Source organism: Streptomyces sp. NPDC111516, from assembly GCF_055635345.1.
In genome coordinates, this window is record NZ_JBVKBV010000005.1 from 234,743 (window position 1) to 254,036 (window position 19,294).

The 19,294-nt window shown below is 69.5% G+C and carries 18 protein-coding genes; 9 read left to right on the plus strand and 9 right to left on the minus strand.

What is annotated here, in order from left to right; all coding sequences use genetic code 11:
* Positions 1–87: 87 nt before the first annotated feature.
* A complete protein-coding gene (locus ACZ7L9_RS13215; RefSeq protein ID WP_471414988.1) occupies positions 88–1,062 on the plus strand; it encodes an acetylxylan esterase in 975 nt (324 codons plus the stop codon).
* Between the two features lie 15 nt (positions 1,063–1,077).
* Here ACZ7L9_RS13215 and ACZ7L9_RS13220 read toward each other — a convergent pair whose 3' ends face one another.
* The 4 genes from ACZ7L9_RS13220 to ACZ7L9_RS13235 form a co-directional block, all read right to left on the minus strand.
* Entirely contained in the window at positions 1,078–2,031 is a 954-nt protein-coding gene (locus tag ACZ7L9_RS13220; RefSeq protein ID WP_471414990.1) for an ABC transporter substrate-binding protein, read from the minus strand.
* The gene (locus ACZ7L9_RS13225; RefSeq protein WP_471414991.1) at positions 2,028–2,705 is read right to left on the minus strand and encodes an ABC transporter permease; all 678 of its coding nucleotides are present in this window, start codon (positions 2,703–2,705) and stop codon (positions 2,028–2,030) included. Before ACZ7L9_RS13225 ends, ACZ7L9_RS13220 begins: the two co-directional genes overlap by 4 nt.
* Positions 2,702–3,379, minus strand: a complete 678-nt coding sequence (locus tag ACZ7L9_RS13230; RefSeq protein WP_471414993.1) for an ABC transporter permease — start codon at positions 3,377–3,379, stop codon at positions 2,702–2,704. Before ACZ7L9_RS13230 ends, ACZ7L9_RS13225 begins: the two co-directional genes overlap by 4 nt.
* 139 nt (positions 3,380–3,518) lie before the next feature.
* Positions 3,519–3,995, minus strand: coding sequence for a winged helix-turn-helix transcriptional regulator (locus ACZ7L9_RS13235; protein ID WP_471414994.1), 477 nt, complete (start codon positions 3,993–3,995; stop codon positions 3,519–3,521).
* A 118-nt stretch (positions 3,996–4,113) separates the two neighbouring features.
* Here ACZ7L9_RS13235 and ACZ7L9_RS13240 point away from each other — a divergent pair, with 118 nt between their 5' ends.
* Positions 4,114–5,352 carry an MFS transporter gene (locus ACZ7L9_RS13240; RefSeq protein ID WP_471415201.1) on the plus strand — a complete coding sequence of 413 codons (1,239 nt, stop codon included), beginning with the start codon at positions 4,114–4,116 and terminating at the stop codon, positions 5,350–5,352.
* Positions 5,353–5,473: 121 nt separating this feature from the next.
* Complete coding sequence (locus ACZ7L9_RS13245; RefSeq protein ID WP_471414996.1) at positions 5,474–6,205, plus strand: flavodoxin family protein; 732 nt, start codon at positions 5,474–5,476, stop codon at positions 6,203–6,205.
* Between the two features lie 75 nt (positions 6,206–6,280).
* Here ACZ7L9_RS13245 and ACZ7L9_RS13250 read toward each other — a convergent pair whose 3' ends face one another.
* Together ACZ7L9_RS13250 and ACZ7L9_RS13255 are read right to left on the minus strand one after the other, a co-directional pair.
* A complete protein-coding gene (locus tag ACZ7L9_RS13250; protein WP_471414997.1) occupies positions 6,281–6,727 on the minus strand; it encodes a nitroreductase family deazaflavin-dependent oxidoreductase in 447 nt (148 codons plus the stop codon).
* Positions 6,728–6,873: 146 nt separating this feature from the next.
* The gene (locus ACZ7L9_RS13255) at positions 6,874–7,251 is read right to left on the minus strand and encodes a helix-turn-helix domain-containing protein (RefSeq protein ID WP_471414999.1); all 378 of its coding nucleotides are present in this window, start codon (positions 7,249–7,251) and stop codon (positions 6,874–6,876) included.
* A gap of 375 nt (positions 7,252–7,626) precedes the next feature.
* Between ACZ7L9_RS13255 and ACZ7L9_RS13260 the strand changes: the two genes are divergently transcribed.
* Positions 7,627–8,433 (plus strand): SAM-dependent methyltransferase, encoded by an 807-nt coding sequence (locus ACZ7L9_RS13260; protein WP_471415001.1) that lies wholly within the window; start codon positions 7,627–7,629, stop codon positions 8,431–8,433.
* Between the two features lie 132 nt (positions 8,434–8,565).
* Here the strand turns inward: ACZ7L9_RS13260 and ACZ7L9_RS13265 are convergent, their stop codons facing one another.
* The 3 genes from ACZ7L9_RS13265 to ACZ7L9_RS13275 form a co-directional block, all read right to left on the minus strand.
* The gene (locus ACZ7L9_RS13265; RefSeq protein ID WP_471415003.1) at positions 8,566–9,075 is read right to left on the minus strand and encodes a mycothiol transferase; all 510 of its coding nucleotides are present in this window, start codon (positions 9,073–9,075) and stop codon (positions 8,566–8,568) included.
* Between the two features lie 323 nt (positions 9,076–9,398).
* Entirely contained in the window at positions 9,399–9,590 is a 192-nt protein-coding gene (locus tag ACZ7L9_RS13270; protein WP_471415004.1) for a DUF6381 family protein, read from the minus strand.
* A gap of 319 nt (positions 9,591–9,909) precedes the next feature.
* The gene (locus ACZ7L9_RS13275) at positions 9,910–10,368 is read right to left on the minus strand and encodes a hypothetical protein (RefSeq protein WP_471415005.1); all 459 of its coding nucleotides are present in this window, start codon (positions 10,366–10,368) and stop codon (positions 9,910–9,912) included.
* A gap of 557 nt (positions 10,369–10,925) precedes the next feature.
* Here ACZ7L9_RS13275 and ACZ7L9_RS13280 point away from each other — a divergent pair.
* From ACZ7L9_RS13280 to ACZ7L9_RS13300, 5 genes are all read left to right on the plus strand, one after another.
* Positions 10,926–11,990 carry a tetratricopeptide repeat protein gene (locus ACZ7L9_RS13280; protein ID WP_471415007.1) on the plus strand — a complete coding sequence of 355 codons (1,065 nt, stop codon included), beginning with the start codon at positions 10,926–10,928 and terminating at the stop codon, positions 11,988–11,990.
* On the plus strand, positions 11,987–13,039 hold the full coding sequence (locus tag ACZ7L9_RS13285) for a polyprenyl synthetase family protein (protein ID WP_471415008.1): 1,053 nt from the start codon (positions 11,987–11,989) through the stop codon (positions 13,037–13,039). The genes ACZ7L9_RS13280 and ACZ7L9_RS13285 overlap by 4 nt, the downstream gene beginning before the upstream one ends.
* Before the next feature lie 388 nt (positions 13,040–13,427).
* Positions 13,428–17,561 carry a Pls/PosA family non-ribosomal peptide synthetase gene (locus tag ACZ7L9_RS13290; protein WP_471415009.1) on the plus strand — a complete coding sequence of 1,378 codons (4,134 nt, stop codon included), beginning with the start codon at positions 13,428–13,430 and terminating at the stop codon, positions 17,559–17,561.
* Positions 17,558–18,265, plus strand: a complete 708-nt coding sequence (locus tag ACZ7L9_RS13295) for a BPL-N domain-containing protein (protein WP_471415010.1) — start codon at positions 17,558–17,560, stop codon at positions 18,263–18,265. Before ACZ7L9_RS13290 ends, ACZ7L9_RS13295 begins: the two co-directional genes overlap by 4 nt.
* Positions 18,266–18,624: 359 nt before the next feature.
* Entirely contained in the window at positions 18,625–19,293 is a 669-nt protein-coding gene (locus tag ACZ7L9_RS13300; protein WP_471415011.1) for a response regulator transcription factor, read from the plus strand.
* Position 19,294 lies beyond the last annotated feature (1 nt).

Sequence of the window (19,294 nt, forward strand, 5' to 3'; positions counted from 1 at the left end):
CCGCGTCCGCGCGCCGCCCGCACCCGTACGGTGTGATCAACCATCCCCACGGGTGATCACTCACCCCTGCGAAGAAGGCGGTTTTGCATGTCCCTGTTCGATCTGCCCCTCGACGAGCTGCGCGACTACCGCAGCCGTTCGGTGGAGCCGGAGGACTTCGACGCGTTCTGGTCGAAAACCCTCGACGAGGCCAGGTCCCACGACCTCGACACCCGGTTCGAGCTGCGTACGGGCACGGGGCTGACGACCGTCGACGTGTACGACGTGACGTTCGCGGGCTTCGGCGGTCACCCGGTCAAGGGCTGGTTCGTTCTCCCGGCGGGCACCACCGAACCGCTGCCGGTGGTCGTGGAGTTCATCGGCTACGGCGGGGGGCGGGGCCTGGCCCACACCCATCTGCTCTGGGCGTCGGCCGGTTTCGCGCACTTCGTGATGGACACCCGGGGCCAGGGCAGCGGCTGGCAGGTCGGCGACACCCCCGATCCGGTGGGCAGCGCACCCTCGTACCCCGGTTTCATGACCCGGGGCATCGAGGACCCGCACGCGTTCTACTACCGGCGCGTGTTCACCGACGCGGTACGTGCGGTGGAGGCGGCGCGCTCGCATCCGCTGACCGATGCGGCACGCACCGCGGCGATCGGTGAGAGTCAGGGCGGCGGCATCACGCTCGCCGTCGGCGGGCTGATACCCGACCTCACGGCGATCGCACCGGACGTCCCGTTCCTGTGCGACTTCCCCCGCGCGCTCACCGTCACCGACCGCAACCCGTACCGCGAGGTGGGCAGCTACCTCAAGACGCACCGGGGCCGGGCCGAGCGGGCGAGGGCCACTCTGTCCTACTTCGACGGGGTGCACTTCGCCGCACGCGGGCGTGCACCGGCGCTGTTCTCGACGGCTCTGGAGGACATGACCTGCCCGCCCTCGACCGTCTTCGCCGCCTTCAACGCGTACGCCCACCATGACAAGGCCATCGAGGTGTACGACTTCAACGATCACGAGGGCGGTGGGCCCTTCCAGGAGGCCGCGCAGCTGGGCTGGCTGCCCGGGAAGCTGACGGCCTGATCCGAACGCAGAACCCTAGCCGCGCGGGATGAGGTACTTGGACTCCAGGTAGCTGCGTGCCACGTCCTCGGGCAGCCGTCGCCAGCTGTCGACCTGCTCGTTGAGCCGGGCCAGGTCGGCGGTCGTCAGTACGGCGTTGAGCCTGCCCAGCGCCTTGCGTACGCCTTCGCTGCCCGCCCGGGACCGGTTGACGACGGGGACGAGGTAGTCGGCGTTCTGCAGGTGCTTGTCGTCGGCGAGCAGGACGAGGCCGAAGTCGTCGAGGGTGGCGTCGGTGGTGGTGGTCAGGACCAGCTGGTCCTGACCGTTCCGGACGGCCTGTTTGGCCTGGGTGGTGCCGACGCCCTTGGGGTCCACGGCCGTGATGCGGATGCCGTACGTCTTCTTCAGACCAGGTGCGCAGTAGGGGCGTTGTACGCATTCGTCGCCGGCGGCCAGGCGCACGGGCAGTCCGGATCCACCGAGGTCGCTGAGGGTCTTCAGGTGGTGTTTCGCCGCGTACGGGGCGGCGACCGCGAAGGCGTTCTGGTCGACCGCGCGCCCGGGGCCGAGGACGGTGAGGCCACGGGGTGCGGCGAGGGCGCGCAGGGCCTTCATCGTGGCGGCGAGGCCGGGCGAGCCGACGGGGGCTGCGTCGGCACCGTTCTTCTTGGCGTTCAGCCAGTCCGCGAAGGTGGCCGCGTACTCCGGTACGACGTCGATCTGACCACGCTCCAGCGCCGGTTCGTAGATCTCACGGTTGGTGACGGAAATGATCTTCGTGGCGTAGCCGGCCCGGTCCAGCAGCAGCGCGTACATCTGGGCGAGCAGATCGCTCTCGGTGAAGCCCGCGGAGCCGATGGTGAGGTGCTTGCTGTCGCCCGGCGGTGCGGTGACCTCGCCCTGGTTCTCCAGGGAGGGCCCGGTGGTGCAGGCGCTCGCCGACAGCAGGAGCGCGAGGAGCACGGGGAGGGCACTTCGCGGCCTCATCCTGACTCCTCGCCGCGGAACCGGTCGGGGGCGAGCCGTTGTGCCACTTCGAAGAGCCCTTCGACGATCAGGGCGAAGACGGCTACGAGCACGGCCCCCGCGACCACCTGCGCGGTGGAGGCGAGGTTGAAGCCCGCGGTGATGATGCGCCCGAGTCCCCCGCCGCCCACCAGCGCCGCGAGGGTGGCGGTGGCGACGAGCTGGACGGCGGCGATCCGTACGCCGGTGAGAATCAGGGGCAGGGCGAGCGGCACCTCCACTCCCAGCATCAGCTGTCTGCCCGTCATGCCCATTCCGGTGGCCGCCCGTACGACGTCGCGGTCGACCTCGCGCATGCCGACGTAGGCGTTGGTGAGCAGCGGCGGTACGGCAAAGAGGACGAGGGCGATGATGGTCGGCCACTCGCCGTGCCCGCCGATCGGAGTGAGGAGCAGCAGCACCAGCACGGCGAAGGTGGGGACGGCCCGGCCGATGTTGGAGATGTTCACGGCGAGCGCGCCGCCCTTGCCGAGATGGCCGAGGACCAGGGCGATGGGCAGCGCGATCAGACAGCTGATGAGCAGGCAGACGACGGTGAGGAACAGATGCTGGCCGAGACGGTTCCAGATGCCGCCGTCGCCGGACCAGTGCGCCGGGGTCGTGAGCCAGGACCAGGCGGCGACGAGGGTGTTCACGACCGCCTCCGGGTCCACGGGGTCAGGATTCGTTGCATGAGAAGAAGCAGCACGTCGGCGGCGACGGCGATCACGACGCAGAGGACGGAGGCGGTGAGCACCTGGGCCTTGAAGTACGTGTTCATCCCGGAGTAGATGAGGTTGCCGAGTCCGCCGTAGCCGACGATCGCACCGACCGTGACCAGGGAGACCGCGGAGACGGTCGCGATACGCAGTCCGGCCATGGCGGCGGGCAGGGCCAGCGGAAGCTCCACGGCGACGAGCAGGCGCACGGGGCCGTACCCCATGCCGCGTGCGGCCTGCCTGGTCTCCGCGGGCACGGCGCGCAGTCCGGCGAGGATGTTCCTTACGAGGAGGGTGAGCGAGTACAGGACGAGCCCGGCGACGACGAGCGAGGGGGAGAGTCCGTACACCGGCAGCAGCAGCGAGAACATGGCGAGCGACGGCACGGTGTAGAGGATGGTCGTCACGCCGAGGACCGGGCCGGCCGCCCAGCGCAGGCGGCGCGCCGCGAGGGCGAGCGGAACGGCGAGGACCAGTCCGAGGAGTACGGAGACCGCGGTGAGCTGCAGGTGCTGGACGACGGCGTCCCAGAGAAGTTCGCGACGGCTGGTCAGGTAGGCGCCGCAGAGCCACTCATTGCGCGCGAGGCAGTCGTCGGGAGGCGCGGTCACCCGTCCATTGGAGCGCGGGAGGGCGGGCGGACGCGCGCCCTGATCGACTGTCCGGGGGGGGGACCGGGTGCCGGTCGTGCGCGTGTGACGCGGACGGTCGGGCAGGTGGCGGCGCCGCCGAGCCGTGCCGCACTGCGGCCTATTCGGATGCTGCTGCCGCGTCCGCGGGGCGTTCAACCTTCTTCACCGTGATGTCGTCGGGTCCGAGCTGCCGTCCGTCGGCCGAGTGGACCTCCAGCGCCCGGGGCGGACGGCCGTGCCGCAGGTCGACCATCTCCGAGTGCGGTTCGCCGGGATCGAAGAAGTGGCCCTCGCCCCACTGCCGCAGCGCCACGATGACCGGGAAGAGATCCGTGCCTTTGGGCGTCAGCACGTATTCGTGGTACGCGCCGCCGTCGGCCGCCGGAGCCATGTCGAGGATGCCGCCCGCGACCAGATCGCGCAGGCGCGACGCGAGGATGTTCTTCGCCACGCCCAGGCTGCGCTGGAACTCCCCGAAGCGGCGACTGCCGTCGAACGCGTCGCGGACGATCAGGAGCGACCACCAGTCGCCGATCGCGTCGACCGAACGAGCCACCGGGCAGTCGCTCTCGTTGAAGCGTGTCCGCTTGACCATGCCGCCCTCCCTCACACCACCGGTTGCAACATGCTACCAGGTGCGACTACGGTCAACCTGGTAGCAACATGCAACCAACTCGATCGAAGGATGTCACGTGGCCGACAGCAAGAGAACGATGCGATCCGAGAAGGCAGACGGGGGCACACCGGCTCGCACCCTGTCCGGACGCACGACACTGCTGTTCGCGGTCGCGTCCGGTTCGGCGGTGGCCAATGTCTACTTCGCGCAGCCCCTGCTCGTCACCCTGAGCCGGGACTTCCGGATCAGTGCGGCGACCGTCGGCATCGTCGTCACCCTCACCCAGATCGGGTACGGCGTCGGGCTGTTCCTGCTCGTGCCCCTGGGCGATCTGGTCGACCGGCGGCGCCTTGTCGTGATCCAGCTGGTACTGCTGGCGACGGCACTCATCGCAACCGGGACCGCGGCCACCGCACCGATCCTGCTGACCGCCCTGGCGGCGGTGGGCTTTCTCGCCGTGGTGACGCAGACTCTCGTGGCGTTCGCCGCGTCGCTGTCCACCCCGGACCGACGCGGCAGCGCGGTCGGCCTGGTCACCAGCGGAATCGTCATCGGAATCCTGCTCGCCCGCACGGTCTCCGGTGCACTGGCCGACCTGGCGGGCTGGCGAACGGTCTACCTCACATCGGCGGCCCTGACCCTCGCGCTCCCCCTGTCCCTGCATCGCGCGCTGCCACGACGCGCCGCACCGCCCACATCCATGCGATACGTGCAGCTGCTGCGTTCGACACTCGTCCTGTTCGCCGAGGAACGCGTGCTCCGCGTCCGAGCTCTGCTCGCTCTGCTGATCTTCGCCGCGTTCAGCACCCTGTGGAGCTGCGTCGCGCTGCCGTTGAGCGAACCCCCGCTGTCGCTGTCGCACACAGCGATCGGAGCGTTCGGGCTCGCGGGGGCGGCGGGCGCACTCGCGGCCGCCCCGGCCGGGCGCCTGCACGACCGCGGCCTCGCCGGGTGGACAACCGGCGTCGCACTGGCCCTGCTCACCATGTCGTGGTTGCCCCTCTCCCTCACCCGGCAGTCGCTGTGGTCACTGGCGATCGGCGCGGTCGTCCTCGACCTCGCCGTGCAGGCCGCCCACGTCACCAGCCAGAGCCTGATCTACGCGGCCCGTCCCGACGCGGGCAGCCGTCTGATCGGCGGTTACATGGTCTTCTACTCGGTCGGCAGCGCTGCGGGCGCGCTCGCCTCGACGACCGTATACGCGATGGCCGGATGGGGTGCGGTGTGCGTTCTCGGCGCCGCGATCAGCGCACTCGCGCTCCTCGTGTGGGCGGTAACCCGCAAGGAAACGCCTGCGGCAGGCACGGCCGGAGCGCCGAGCGCATCCGCCGGATGACCACGGACCGGACTTGCTGCGTATGGGGGGCTACCCGCGCGCCTACCGCCCGGTACGGCCGCACATGACGGTAGACCGAGGTTCACATCACTTCCCCGTATACATCCCGAGGAGCCTGCGCATGTCGTCGCCCGGCCGCACCGATGACACCTACCGCTTCGACGATCTGCGCGCGCTCTATCTCAACTGCACACTCAAGCGCTCCCCGGAGACCAGCAATACGCAGGGGCTGATCGACCACAGCCGCGCGATCATGGAGGAGCACGGCGTCACCACCGAGGTGGTCCGGGCCGTCGACCAGGACATTGCGACCGGCGTCTGGCCGGACATGAGAGAGCACGGCTGGCAGACGGACGCCTGGCCGGAACTGTACGAGAAGGTGATGGCCGCCGACATCCTGGTGCTCTGCGGGCCGATCTGGCTGGGTGACAACAGCTCGGTGATGAAACGGGTCGTCGAGCGCCTCTACGCCTGTTCCAGCGTCCTCAACGACAGGGGCCAGTACGCGTATTACGGCCGGGTGGGCGGCTGTCTCATCACCGGGAACGAGGACGGGGTCAAGCACTGCGCGATGAATCTGCTCTACAGCCTCCAGCACCTCGGCTACACGATCCCTCCGCAGGCCGATGCGGGCTGGATCGGGGAGGCGGGGCCCGGCCCGTCGTACCTGGACCCGGGGTCGGGCGGTCCGGACAACGACTTCACCAACCGCAACACCTCTTTCATGGCCTGGAACCTGATGCATCTCGCCACGATGCTGCGGCGTTCGAACGGCATCCCGGCCCACGGCAACCAGCGCTCCGAGTGGGATGCGGGCTGCCGCTCGGACTATCCCAACCCGGAGCACCGCTGACCGCGCCCCGGCCGGCGAAGCCGCGTCCGGGGGAGGCACGGCGGGCGTGCGGCCCACGCCTCCCCCGGGCGGTCGTCAGTGCTGTTCGGCAGTCGGCTCCAGGACGAAGACCGGAATCTGCCGGTCGGTCTTGAGCTGGTAGTCGGCGTAGTCGGGGAACGCCTCGACCGCGCGCTGCCACCACACCGCCTTCTCCTCGTCGGTGACCTCACGGGCGTTCATGTCCTGGCGGACGGGGCCGTCCTGCAGTTCCACGCGGGGGTCGGCCACGATGTTGTGGTACCAGACGGGGTGCTTGGGGGCGCCGCCCAGCGAGGCGACCACGGCGTACGTGCCGTTGTGCTCGACCCGCATGAGCGGGGTCTTGCGGATCTTGCCGCTCTTGGCACCGCGGGTGGTCAGGATGATCACCGGCAGGCCCCGCATCGTGGTCCCCTCGGTCCCACCGGAGCTCTCGAACAGCTCGACCTGATCGCGGACCCACTGCGCGGGGCTCGGCTCGTACTCACCCTTGAGAGGCATGGCATCTGTCCCATCGTCGACATTCGGTTACGCAGACACACGGACATGCGGGCACAGGTGCGTCCCGCTGCTCCGAGAACTCTTTCATCATTCCGCCCACCGTGGGCCGGGCGGATCCGCGTGTCATGGCGGCAGTCGGGCCGGCGTCAGGGGTGCGGCGGGTTCAGCCGCAGTTGCAGCATCGCCTCGAATCTCGCCTCCGGGTCGTTGAGATCGATGCCTGCCACCACGGCCAGCCGCTTGAGCCGGTAGCGGAAGGTATCGGGGTGGATGTGGTGGATGTGTACGGCGGCAGCTGCGGCGGCCACATCGCCGAAGGCGCTCAGCCAGGCCTCCAGAGTGTCCGTGAGGGCGGTGCTGTGCTGGGCGCCGTAGGCGCGCAGCCGGACGACCGGGCCGTCGGGAGATCGTCCTCGGCGGCGATCCGGTCCGTCAGCTCCTCCAGCAGCGAGGCGGTGTGGACGTCCCCCAGTACGCAGGCGGGTTGCCGGTTCCGCACACCACGTCCAGGACGGAAGGGGCATCCATGACACATGACAGATAGAAATCGTCGCTCGGTCCCGATGAGTTGAGCAGGTCGTAGAGCACGGCGGCATCGGCATCGGAGTACATCTCGGCAGTATGCCGCCACGACGACGAGTGCCTTCGCGGACCTCCATGGACCGTCCGTTCCGTCGACCGCAAGAGCAGCCTCGGTGTCTTCGGCGCGGAAAACGGTGGACACAGGCAGCGTGGCGGGCCCGGGACCGCCGAATGCACCACAGCGGTTTCCTGTTGACCGACGGTCCGTCACCGCGCTCTGCCGGACGCACCTCCGACAGGAGGTGCGTCCCCGTCCGGATCGTCGCCGATGATCAATAGGTCAGGCATGCGCGACTGGCATATGTGAGGATCTCGCCATGAGTACATCTTCGCAGTCGCCGGCCGACAGGCTTCAGACGGACCGGCCTCATTCGGCACGCGTGTGGAACTACCTCCTGGGTGGCAAGGACAACTACTCCGTCGACCACCAAATGGGAGACATGATCCTCAATGTCTTCCCGGACTTCGCCGCCATCGCCCGCCTCCAGCGAGCCTTCCTCGCCCGCGCCGTGCGCTTCCTGACCGCAGAGGCGGGCATCCGTCAATTCCTCGACATAGGCACGGGCCTGCCGACGGCCGACAACACGCACGAGGTGGCCCAGCGGGTGGCCCCGGATTCCCGGATTGTGTACGTCGACAACGACCCGCTCGTCCTGACCCATGCCCGCGCCCTGCTCACCAGCACTCCCGAGGGCGCGTGCGCATACATCGACGCCGACGTCAGGAACACCGACGCGATTCTCGCCGAGGCCGCCAAGACGCTGGACTTCAGCCGGCCGGTCGGGCTGACCATGCTGGGGATCATGGGGCAGCTCCCCGATGAGGACGACCCGTGGGCGCTGGTCGACCGGCTGGTGGCCGCGCTCCCCTCAGGAAGCTATCTGGCCCTCAGCGACGGCACGAACACGAGTGACTCGCTGAACCAGGCCGTCGCCTCCTACAACGCGAACTCGGCAAGTTCTTATCATCTGCGCAGCCCTGAGCGGATCGCCGACTTCTTCCACGGCTTGGAACTGGTGGAGCCGGGCGTCGTGCGGACGTCGGTCTGGCGCCCCGACCCCGACCAGAGCCCGGCGGACACCCTGCAGGGGCATGCGGTGAGCGGCGTCGGGCTCAAGGCCTGAGACACCGGAAACCCGTCGGAGGCGAGGCCGCGCGGCCTGCGACCTCGGCTCCGGCGGACCAGGTGACGGAACGGGAACGGGAGTGCGCCGGCGCCGCCCGACGGCACAACAGGCCCTCACTCGCGTCGAGTTCTACCGGCGCTCGAGCGCGCCCCGTACGAAGGCCGCCTGGCCGGCGTGCTGCAGGTCGTCCGAGATGACGCTGATCAGACGGACCCCGAGGGTGACCGGCGGCGACCACGCCTCGTCGACGACGCGGTTCAGAGCCCTGCCGTCGAGCCCGCCGATGAAATCGAGAGTCTGTTCATGGACGTCGTCGTAGTAGCCGAGCAGCAGTTCGGGCGATCCCACCTGCACCGCCGCGACGTCCGCATCGCTGTGCCCGTACCCGGTGGCGTTCTTCTCGAAGGGCAGATCGAAACGGGAGGCCCAGTCCCGGGTGAACCAGACCTGCTCGATACCGGCCGCATCCGAGACATGGTCGTCCTGGATCCGGGTGAGGTGCCACACGAGCCAGGCGATCGTGTTCGCTCCGTCATCGAGGCGAGCATGGAGGTCGGTGGGTGACAGTCCCTCGACCGCCGAGTGCACCGTCTCCTGGACGCGGGTGAACGCGTCCGTCAAAAGGTCAACGCTGTTCATGACCTCACCATGGCCGCTCCCCCGCCCCTCCCCTGCGATCGACACGCGCCGCGCTCAGCTCTGTCCGTTTCCGGACCAGGACAAGCTTGCCAATCGGACCCAACTGATCGTTTCGGAATGAGTAAGTACGCCCGCTCCACAGGCCGTTCACGCATCGGTGCGGGCCGATCACGGGTGACGGAGGAGGAACGGCCGTCGGGCCGGGGCCCCTGAGCGGTAGCGCGGCCCGCTCAGGGGCCCAATACGGCCGTGCGCCCATGGCGTAAGGGTGGTGCGACCAGGGCCTTCGGGCACCGTCCGGCGCCGACCACTCCACGGGCCGACTACTCCATGGGGTAGATGTCCCCGCTCGCCATGCCGCTGACCTGATCGCTCTCGGCTTCGAGCCTGCGGGCCTTCTCCTTCAGGCGCTGGCGTTCCTTGGGGTCGGAGGTGCGTTCGGCTGCGTCCTTGAGGTCCTTCGCCTTGGCCCGCATCTCCCTTATGCGACCGCGGTATTCCTCTGACTCGCTCATGATCACTCCTTGGATCTGTGGGCGGAGCGGGCCCCGCCACGGAACCAGGCTTTCCGGGACACCGCACTCAAGGTGGTTACCTACCGTGACAATTCCCGCGACGGGGGGCCATTCATCGGCCCGGCGTCCCGGGCGGCCGGCGTCGGTCGCGCGGTTTCCCACCCCCAGAGTAGTCAGAATGCGACCGAGGTGAGCCTCACCGGGCTCTCGCCCATGCGGAGCCCGTCCTCGAGCGGAGGACGTCGGCCGTCTCCAGGTCGATGGCTCCCTCGGCCGGCAGCACCGGTGCATCCCGCTCGCGCGGAGTCGGACGCTGCCCTCAGCCCCGGCATCGCCGCCAGGGACACCGGGACGCGCCCACGCCCGCCCAACGGACATCCGCAGCCAGGAAGCCGAGTCCCATGCCCAGCATCCAGGCGTCCTTGGCCAACGGAATGCCGTTCTGAGTGGGCCGCAGGCTGCCGGGCTCCCGCATCCCCGGCACCCGGAAGTAGAGGCCGAGCAGGCCGCCGGAGAACCCGGTCAGCGCCAGTCCGGCCAGACGGGTCGGTACGAAGGGTGCGAGCAGGGCTCCGCCGACCGTGATCTCCGTCAGCGCGAGCAGCCGGGTGAATCGCTTGGCTTCCATCTTCTTGAGGAACGGGTAGGCGATACAGGCCATGCCGTGCACGCCGTGGGCCGTCTCTTCGTCCGCCTTCAGCTTGCCCAGGCCGGAATTCAGGATGAACGCACCGGTGGCGAGGCGAGGGGCCACATCGCGGGGTTCGACAGTCGTCATGGAGCCTCCATCAATCTGGCATTCGGCCCCTTGTCGAGCTTAGCCAGAAGGTGCCGGAGCCGCTTCACGAGGAATCCCGCACCGCGCGCCCGTGCAGTCGACGCCGGCCTCTGTACCGACCGGCTCACCAGAGGTCACGGTGAGGCGCCGGCCGCACCTGTGAGGTAGGGCTCGACGAATCCCTGATCGGCGCCCTTGAACCGGCCCGTCGGCGTCTTCGCCCGCAGGGGACGAGAGGGCGGGATGAGCCGCAGTGGTGAACGGCTTTCGGGCAACTTCGGCCGGACGGCGACGTAATACCGGAACGAGCAAGCGGCGAAGCGCCGGCCGGAACCGATGCCCCCGCAGTCCTCCGATGCCGACTTCCGTGGATCGCGGAGCAACCTCGGACACGCGACTGTCGTCTTGATCCACAGCAAGGCGGTTCGCCGCAAGTGACAAGCCACGTCCGACCCCCCACGAGCGCCCGGGTCAGATCACCAGGCAACTATGCACTCCATGTATACGCCAAGTGTATAGTCGCTCGGGTGCCGCCCGGCCGCGCGCGAAAGGCTCCCATGCACAGCAAGGCACTGGCGCCCGAGTACCAAGGCGCCCTCACCAAGATGTCGGTGAACTCCTCTCTCACTGACGTACTGGCAGAAGGCGTACGTCATTTGAGGGAGGCCGAGCTCTCCGGCTCGCAGCGCGAAGTGGCGCGCTGCGGGCTCGCGGTGGCCGAGGCACATCGCAGACTCGGCAACGTGAAGGAAGCCGACCAGGCGTGGAAGGCCAGTTACCGAGCCGCCCGCTCGGCCGGTGACCCGGGGGCGATGGCGTGGGCACTGTGGAGCGGGGGGACGCTTGCCCGGCAGCGCGGTGAACTCCGGCTAGCCTTCCGACTGTTGGGGCTGGCAGCCGACATGGGGAAGCGCGGCGGGGACATCGTCGCCCGCGGCTACTCCCTCGCCGGCCTCGCGGAGACCGGGCGCATACAGGGCGACTACCGGAAGGTCGCGGTCCTGCACGAACAACTGCTCGCCGAGGCGCGCGCCCGTGGCGAGGCGCGCCACACCGTGTGGGCGCTGGAGGGAATCGCGCAGATTCACCGCAACACCGGATCGCTCGACAGTGCCCTGGCCATGTTCGAGGAGGCCGCCGAGCTGGCCGGCAACGCGGACGACCGGCGGGGCCGGGCGTGGGCCCTGCGCGGCATGGCCGACATCATTTCCCTGCGGGACGACAATCCGGAGCGTGCCCTGGCCCTGCTCACGGAAGCCGAACTCACCTGCCGTGAGATGAAGTTGTCCAGTGCGCTCGCCTACAACCACAAGATGCGCGCCAACGTGCTCTTCCGCGCCGGCCGTTACGAGGAGGCGCGCCAGGTCTACGAGGAAGCGCTCGCCGAGTTCCGCGCCATGGCCGAACCCCGGGGTGAGGCGCTGGCCCGGCTCGGTCTCGTCAAGTCGCTCGCCCGGCTCGGCCGCGACCTGAACGAGACCGCCGCCGATCTGGACGAGCTGCACCGCACTCTCAGCCGGATCGGCCTGCTCAACGCCCGGGACATGGTGGACAAGGCGTACGCCGAACTCGGCGTGGCACCGGTCGGTGGCGCGGCTGACAAGGAAAGCGGACGACGATGACACCACCGCCCGTAACTCAGCGGGCCACGGCACCGCAGATTCTCGCCCGCTGCCGCGACCTCGTACGCCCGGCGCTCGCACAGGCCGTGCAGCGTCTGCACCCGTGGCACGCGGAGATGGCCGCGTTCTCCCTCGGGTGGGGCACGGCGAACGGCGGCCCCGTCACGGGCTCACAGGGCAAAGGGGTGCGTCAGGCCCTCACGCTCCTCGGCGCCGAGGCCGCAGGCGCCCCTGCGGAGGATGCCGTCGTCGGCGCCGTCGCCGTCGAGCTGATCCATGTCTTCTCCCTCCTGCACGACGACATCATGGACGGCGACGAGACCCGCAGACAGCGCGCGACTGCATGGAAGGTGTACGGGACCGGCCCCACGATCCTCGCGGGCGACGCGCTCTTCGCCCTGGCCGTAGAGACGCTGGCCGACGCTCCCGGCGTGCACAGTGCGGCAGCGGTTCGACATCTCGTCGGCACGCTGACCGACCTGGTCCGCGGTCAGGCCGAGGACCTGCTCTTCGAGTCCCGGCCCTGGACCGGGCCCGAAGCGGTGCGGCCGCACGAGTACCGGTGGATGGCCGAGCACAAGACCGGGGCGCTCCTCGGCTGCGCGGCGGGCCTGGGCGGGGTGCTCGCCGGAGCCCCTGCCACGACCGTCGACGCCCTCGCCACGGCCGGCCGGCACCTCGGGGTGGCATTCCAGTCCGTGGACGACCTCCTGGGCATCTGGGGAGATCCGCAGGTCACGGGCAAGCCCGTCCACAGTGATCTGCGCCGGCTGAAGAAGACGTACCCCGTCCTCGCGGCCCTGGCCACGGACCACCCCGCTGCCCGTCGCCTCGCAGCACTGCTCGGCACCGGCGGTCCGCTCGACGGCACCACCGCGCGGCGGGCGGCCGATCTCGTCGAGGAAGCCGGTGGGCGTTCGGCGACACTGGCCGAGGCGCATCAGCACCTCGACAGCGCTCGGCGCAGCCTGGAAGACGTCCCGCTGGCCCCGGCCGCACTCGGTGAAATCGTCACGCTTCTCCCGTTCCTCGTCGACCGCACGATGTGACCCGCCGCGGGGCCCCTGCCGGGACACCATTTCCCCAGCTCTGCCCGTAAGCGCCGGTGGCCGGAACCCCGTCACCCGGGTGCGGCCGCCGGCGCGCCCACGGACCGGTCCGCGAGGTCCCCTGAACCGGGCCTACTCCTCGATGGCCCCACCGGTACGCCGGAGATGCTGCCGGAAGGTGTACGACGGTTCGGCCGATCGCTGTGCCAGACAGCCGTCGAAGGACGCCTGCTCGCGCAGTGTCTCGCCCGCCCTGATCCTGCGGGCCTGTTCACGCGTCGCACGGACCGATCAGGTGAGGGTCTGTCTCAGCCTCCTCTCAGCCGCCGCCGTACACGCTGGAAACGTTCCCGGACCGCCGGGTCCGAGCTGAGGAGGAGGTTTCCTCATGGCCTCGCACACCGTGGACCCGCCTGTCGTTCCGGCTGCAGGCTTCACCGACCCGAGCGCGACAAACACGGCCCGTCGGCTGCACCACTTCTTTCAACGCGCCTGTGACCGCACACCGTCGGCCGTCGCCCTGGAATGCGATGAGCAGCATCTGACGTACGCCGATCTCGACGCACGCGCCAACCAGGTGGCTCACTACCTGCGCCGTGTGGGCGTCGGTACGGGTACTCGCGTGGCTGTCCTGCTCCCGCGGTCTGTCGGGATGTACGTGTCGCTCCTGGGCGTGTGCAAGGCCGGGGCGGCGTTCGTGCCGCTCGACCCCGCGTCCCCACCCGAACGCATCGCGTACATCCTGGGCGACGCAGGCGCCGATGCCCTGCTGACCACGGACGATTTGATGCCGTGCACCGGGAATGCGGAGACGGAGGAGCCGGGGGCGTGCCGGGTGATCCGGACCGACGCCTGGGCGAGTGAACTCGCTTGTCTTCCCACGACGCGGCCTCCTGCCGACACGTCCGCCGCGGGCCGGTACGAGAGCGATCCCACCGCGTACATCATGTACACCTCGGGCTCCAGCGGCAGGCCCAAGGGCGTGGAGATCGCCCAATCAAGCATTTGCAACTTCCTCGGTGTCGTGACTCCCGTCTACGCCGTAGGCTCCGATGACCGGGTATTCCAGGGCATGACCATCTCGTTCGACTTCTCCCTGGAGGAGATCTGGCCGACCTGGACGGCAGGCGCGACGCTCGTCGCCGGGCCGAGCGGCCCCGCGCGGCTCGGCGACGAGCTCGCCGACTTCCTGGAGACGCATCGCGTCACGGTGCTGTACTGCGTGCCGACGCTGCTGGCGACGATCCCGCGCGAGCTGCCGCGGGTCCGCTGTGTCGTCGTGGGCGGCGAGGCGTGCCCGCAGAGGCTCGTCGACCGGTGGAGCAGGCCGGGACGCCGCATCCTCAACACGTACGGACCGACAGAGGCCACCGTCACGGCGACCTGGCAGGAAATGCGTGCGAACCGGCCCGTCACGATCGGACGGCCTCTGCCGACGTACTCGGTGGTGCTTCTCGACGAACAGCGGCGGCCCGTGCCCCACGGTTCGGCCGGCGAGATATGCCTGGGCGGTCCCGGCCTGGCCCGCGGATACGTGGGCCGGCCGGATCTGACCGCCGACCGTTTCATCGAGCACCCGCTGGATCCCCGGAGCGGTCGGCTCTACCGCACCGGGGACCTGGGCCGGATGACCGACGACGGGGAGATCGAGTACCTGGGCCGGGCCGACGCCGAGGTGAAGATCCGGGGATACAGGGTGGCGCTCGATGAGATCGACAACGTGCTGCTGGAGGACCCCGGCGTAGTTCAAGCGGTCACCGCGCTCGTCGCGGCGCCGGACACGGGCACGACTCCGCAGACCGTGGACGACCTGGATCCGGCCGGGCACAGCGGGACCGGGAGCGGCAAGGTGCTCGCCGCCTACGTCGTACGCGCCACAGACTCTCCCGGGCCGGACGCACCGTCCGACAGCGACCTCGCCGGCCGCCTGCACGAGCACCTGCGACGCACTCTGCCCGCCTACATGGTGCCGTCGTTCCTGGACATCCTCGACCGCCTTCCTGCCATGCCGAGCGGCAAGGTCGACCGTCGGCTGCTACCCGTTCCGACCGGCCGCCGACTCATGGGGATCGGCCGCGTGGTGCCCGCCCGTGGTGAGTCGGAGACGCGGGTGCGGGACACCTGGGCACAGGTGCTCGGCCTCGCTCCCGACGAGTTGTCGGCCGAGGCGGACTTCTTCACCGACCTCGGCGGCCACTCGTTGCTCGCTGCCCAGGTCGTATCGCTGTTGCGCGGCCGCGACGGCGGAACCGGGCCGACTCTGCGTGACCTGTACGAGCACCCGACAGTGCAAGGGTTCGCAGAGCGGATGCGCGCCTCGGCGGCCACCATGGGCAGCAGCCCGCCGCGCTCGTTCATCCGTCACAGCCGCGGCCGGATCGCGCTCGCCGGACTGGCCCAGGCAGGGGCCATCTACGTTGTGCTCCTTCTCTTCACGCTGCCCATGGCCGTCTCATACGCCGCACACCACGGCCAGATCTCCGGCGGGGAGGTCGTGCAGCCGACGATCGCCGCCGGGGCCGGTTACCTGGCGGTGCGCTGGATCCTTCCTCTCGCCCTGGCGCGCCTGCTGAAGAAGCGCATCGCACCCGGCCGCTACCCTGTGTGGGGGCTGACCTATCTGCGCCTGTGGGCGCTGAACCTGCTGCTGGAGATCAGCCCGTTGCGGGTACTCAGCGGCTCTCCCATGATGGCTCCCTACCTGCGGCTGCTCGGTGCACGCGTCGGAGCCCGCACCACGATCGCTACCGGCGTGATCGGTCTGCCGGCTCTGCTGAGGATCGGCAGCGACGCGGCGGTCGGCTATAACGTTTCACTTCGACCCTGGAGGGTCGCGGACGGATGGGTCACCGTCGCGCCGATCACGGTTGGCGAGCGGGCCTTCGTCGGTGCCAACGCGGTGCTTGAACCCGGCGCGTGCATGGGGCCGGGGTCCGGGCTCGGTGAGCAGTCCGTGATCGGACAGGACGAGTCGATGGCTGCTGGAACGCGCTGGGCCGGATCACCGGCGCGCCGGGTCGAGGCTCTCGCTCCGGTCGTCGAGACGATGCTGCGTACACGCGGCGTTGCGGATCACTGGCGGCCGCGACATCTGTCCGCGGCGCTGCTCGGCCTGGTGTTCTTGGAACTGGCTCCGCTGCTGACGGTCCTGCCCAGCGTCGCGTTGTTCTGGTTCGCATGGCTGCGGTGGGGTGCGGGCTCGGGGCTGATTGCCACCGCACTGTCCGGCCCGGTCTTCGTGGGTACGGTGTGTTTGGTGGTGGCCGTCGGCAGGCGCATGGTCCGGCCTGGGGCACCCGTGGGCATCCACTCGGCGCTCTCCTCGTTCGGCGTGCGCAAGTGGCTCGTGGACAAGCTGCTGGAGTACAGCCTCACTTTCACCAACACCCTCTACGCCACCCTCTATACCGTGCCGTGGCTGCGGCTGCTCGGCGCGCGCGTGGGCCGGGGTGCCGAGGTTTCCACCACCTCGCACGTCGAGCCGGGCCTGCTGACCCTCGAAGAGAGAAGCTTCGTCGCGGACCTGGCGAGCGTCGGCTCCGCCATCTTCGCGGCCGGCCAGGTGGCCATGGGACCCACCACGGTGGGCAGCCGCGCGTTCGTCGGTAATGCGGCGCTGGTGGCGGCCGGCACGGAGCTGGGCGCGAGCTCCCTGGTCGGCGTGGGTACGATCCCGCCGCCCGACGGTGTGCCCGAGGGGACTACGTGGCTCGGCTCCCCCGCGTTGCGGCTGCCGGTGCGCCAGAGCAGCGGTTCGTACCCTGAGGAGCTGACGTACCGACCTACCCGCAGGGCGGTGCTCGCTCGTCTGAGCATCGAGTTCTTCCGTGTCACCATGCCCGCGTCGGTACTGGCGACGAGTGCCTACCTGTACCTGCTGGCACTGTCCGACCTTGCCCGTGGCGCTGGACCGCTGGCCCTGGTGCTGGTGTCGCCCTTCCTGGCCATCGGCGCGGCGTTCGCGGTCATCGCATACTGCGTGGTGGCCAAGCTTGCCGTCATCGGAAGGTACCGGCCGCGTGTCGAGCCGCTGTGGAGTTTGTTCGTACGGCGTACGGAGTTCATCACCGGCCTTTTCGAGGCGGCCGCGGTCCCGGCGGGGGTGGGTGCGCTGATCGGGACACCGTTCCTGCCGGCGGTACTCCGAATGTTCGGTGCCCATATCGGCCGGCGTACCTGGATCGGCACCACCTTTCTCACCGAATTCGACCTGGTGGAGGTGGGCGACGACGCCGCGGTCGGCATGAACGTCTCACTGCAGACACATTTGTTCGAAGACCGTGTAATGAAGATGTCGAAGGTGACTGTTCGGTCCGGTGCGGATATCGGCACCCGGGCCATCGTGCTGTACGACGCGGTGGTGGGCGAGCGTGTCGGGCTCGGGGCGTTGTCCCTGGTCATGAAGGGGGAACACCTGCCGCCGGGGACGAGCTGGCGAGGGCTCCCCGCCGAAGGAGTGACGAGCCGTCCCCGACCGGTTCGGGGGAACGGATCGCCGTCGACTGCGGTGCCCGACGCATGACCACTGGCGGTGAGGAGGAAGACATGATTCCGGCCGAGAAGCCCGGACCCCGCCCGCTCGCGCTCGTCTACCGGGGACCGGCATCGCTGCCCGGTTGCCCGGAGGCCGTCGCGGACCTGCTCGCCGCCGGCCCGTGGGAACTGGACGTCCGCTTCGCCGGTCCGCGCGAGGCCCTGAAGTTGTCGGCCGGATCGCTGTCCAGGGCCGTTGTGTATGCCCAGCCGGGTGGCCCGTCGCTCAGGCCCGCCTACCGGAAACTGAGGCGGCAACGTGACGCGATCCGTGGCTTCGTCCATGGCGGCGGACGCTACCTGGGCTTCTGCCTGGGCGCCTATCTGGCAGGTGCCACCCCGGGATTCGCTCTGCTGCCCGGCGACACCGACCAGTACATCCGCTCATCGGGGTGCACAGTCCACGACACCGGCAACACGCTGGTCGAGGTGGTGTGGCGCGGGCAGCCCCGCACCGTCTTTTTCCAGGACGGACCGCACTTCGCGCTCGATGCAGACGCGGACGCGACTGTCCTGGCCACCTACGCCAACGGCGCGATCGCCGCGGTCGTCACCCGGTTCGGCGCCGGCCGCGTGGGGGTCACCGGACCGCACCCGGAGGCCGGCGACGACTGGTACACCGACAACCGCCTCCCGGTCCACCACACCCGGGACCTGGCGCTGGATCTCGTGAATGCGGTGATGGAGAGATGACCACGGTGCCCGCACCGACAGGTCTCGATTCGACGATGGCGCTGCGGCTGTGGCTCGTCACGGCGGGCGGACGGGACGCATTCCAGGAGCCACCGTCCGTCCTGGACGCCGACGAGAGGCGGCGGGCTCTTGCGTTTCACCGAGCGTGCGACCGCAGCAGGTGCATGGGCGCGCACACGCTCCTACGCCGAGTCCTCGGGGCTTGCTCGGGCGTCGCGCGCCGGGATGTGCTCCTCACCCGCGAACGGTGCCCGATGTGCGGCGGCCCGCACGGCCGCCCGGTCGTGGGTACGCAAGGAGGCATACCTCAAAGGGCTCAGTCCGTGCGGTGCGGCACTAGGGTGGTTGGAGAGGCTGCCATGCGAATGCTGATCATCGAGGACGAACGCGGACTTGCCGCCGCGATCGCCGACGGACTCGCCTCGGAGGGCTTCGTCGCCGAAACCGCATATGACGGTGTGGACGGGCTCTGGCGGGCCCTCCACGAGCCTCACGACGTCATCGTGCTGGACATCATGCTGCCCGGCCTGTCCGGGTACGAGGTCCTCAAGCGGATGCGGGCAGCGAACGTGTGGACCCCTGTGCTGATGCTCACGGCGAAGGACGGGGAGTACGACGAGGCGGACGCCCTGGACCTCGGCGCCGACGACTTCCTGAGCAAGCCGTTCTCGTACGTGGTGCTCGTGGCCCATTTGCGGGCGCTGCTGCGCCGAGGAGCACCACCCCGGCCCGCGGTGCTCACGGCCAACGACCTGAGCCTGGACCCCGCCCGTCGGCGGTGCCGTCGCGGGAGCCATGAGATCGACCTGACCGCACGGGAGTTCACCCTCCTGGAATTCCTGCTCCGGCGTGCCGGCCAAGTGGTCAGCAAGACAGAGATCCTCACGCACGTGTGGGACGAGAACTTCGACGGCGATACGAACATCGTCGAGGTCTACATTGGTTACCTGCGGCGCAAGATCGACGCCCCATTCGACCGCCAGACCATCGAGACCGTCCGCGGAGCGGGGTACCGGCTACGGAGCTGAG

Excerpts from the sequence above, each read along its gene's own strand:
- ACZ7L9_RS13260 (WP_471415001.1), top strand. The coding sequence starts at position 7,627 with ATGAGTACATCTTCGCAGTCGCCGGCCGACAGGCTTCAGACGGACCGG.
- ACZ7L9_RS13250 (WP_471414997.1), bottom strand. The coding sequence starts at position 6,727 with ATGCCTCTCAAGGGTGAGTACGAGCCGAGCCCCGCGCAGTGGGTCCGC.
- ACZ7L9_RS13270 (WP_471415004.1), bottom strand. The coding sequence starts at position 9,590 with ATGAGCGAGTCAGAGGAATACCGCGGTCGCATAAGGGAGATGCGGGCC.
- ACZ7L9_RS13300 (WP_471415011.1), top strand. The coding sequence starts at position 18,625 with ATGCGAATGCTGATCATCGAGGACGAACGCGGACTTGCCGCCGCGATC.
- ACZ7L9_RS13275 (WP_471415005.1), bottom strand. The coding sequence starts at position 10,368 with ATGACGACTGTCGAACCCCGCGATGTGGCCCCTCGCCTCGCCACCGGT.
- ACZ7L9_RS13245 (WP_471414996.1), top strand. The coding sequence starts at position 5,474 with ATGTCGTCGCCCGGCCGCACCGATGACACCTACCGCTTCGACGATCTG.
- ACZ7L9_RS13220 (WP_471414990.1), bottom strand. The coding sequence starts at position 2,031 with ATGAGGCCGCGAAGTGCCCTCCCCGTGCTCCTCGCGCTCCTGCTGTCG.
- ACZ7L9_RS13285 (WP_471415008.1), top strand. The coding sequence starts at position 11,987 with ATGACACCACCGCCCGTAACTCAGCGGGCCACGGCACCGCAGATTCTC.
- ACZ7L9_RS13255 (WP_471414999.1), bottom strand. The coding sequence starts at position 7,251 with ATGCCCCTTCCGTCCTGGACGTGGTGTGCGGAACCGGCAACCCGCCTG.
- ACZ7L9_RS13235 (WP_471414994.1), bottom strand. The coding sequence starts at position 3,995 with ATGGTCAAGCGGACACGCTTCAACGAGAGCGACTGCCCGGTGGCTCGT.
- ACZ7L9_RS13290 (WP_471415009.1), top strand. The coding sequence starts at position 13,428 with ATGGCCTCGCACACCGTGGACCCGCCTGTCGTTCCGGCTGCAGGCTTC.
- ACZ7L9_RS13280 (WP_471415007.1), top strand. The coding sequence starts at position 10,926 with ATGCACAGCAAGGCACTGGCGCCCGAGTACCAAGGCGCCCTCACCAAG.
- ACZ7L9_RS13215 (WP_471414988.1), top strand. The coding sequence starts at position 88 with ATGTCCCTGTTCGATCTGCCCCTCGACGAGCTGCGCGACTACCGCAGC.
- ACZ7L9_RS13295 (WP_471415010.1), top strand. The coding sequence starts at position 17,558 with ATGACCACTGGCGGTGAGGAGGAAGACATGATTCCGGCCGAGAAGCCC.
- ACZ7L9_RS13240 (WP_471415201.1), top strand. The coding sequence starts at position 4,114 with ATGCGATCCGAGAAGGCAGACGGGGGCACACCGGCTCGCACCCTGTCC.
- ACZ7L9_RS13265 (WP_471415003.1), bottom strand. The coding sequence starts at position 9,075 with ATGAACAGCGTTGACCTTTTGACGGACGCGTTCACCCGCGTCCAGGAG.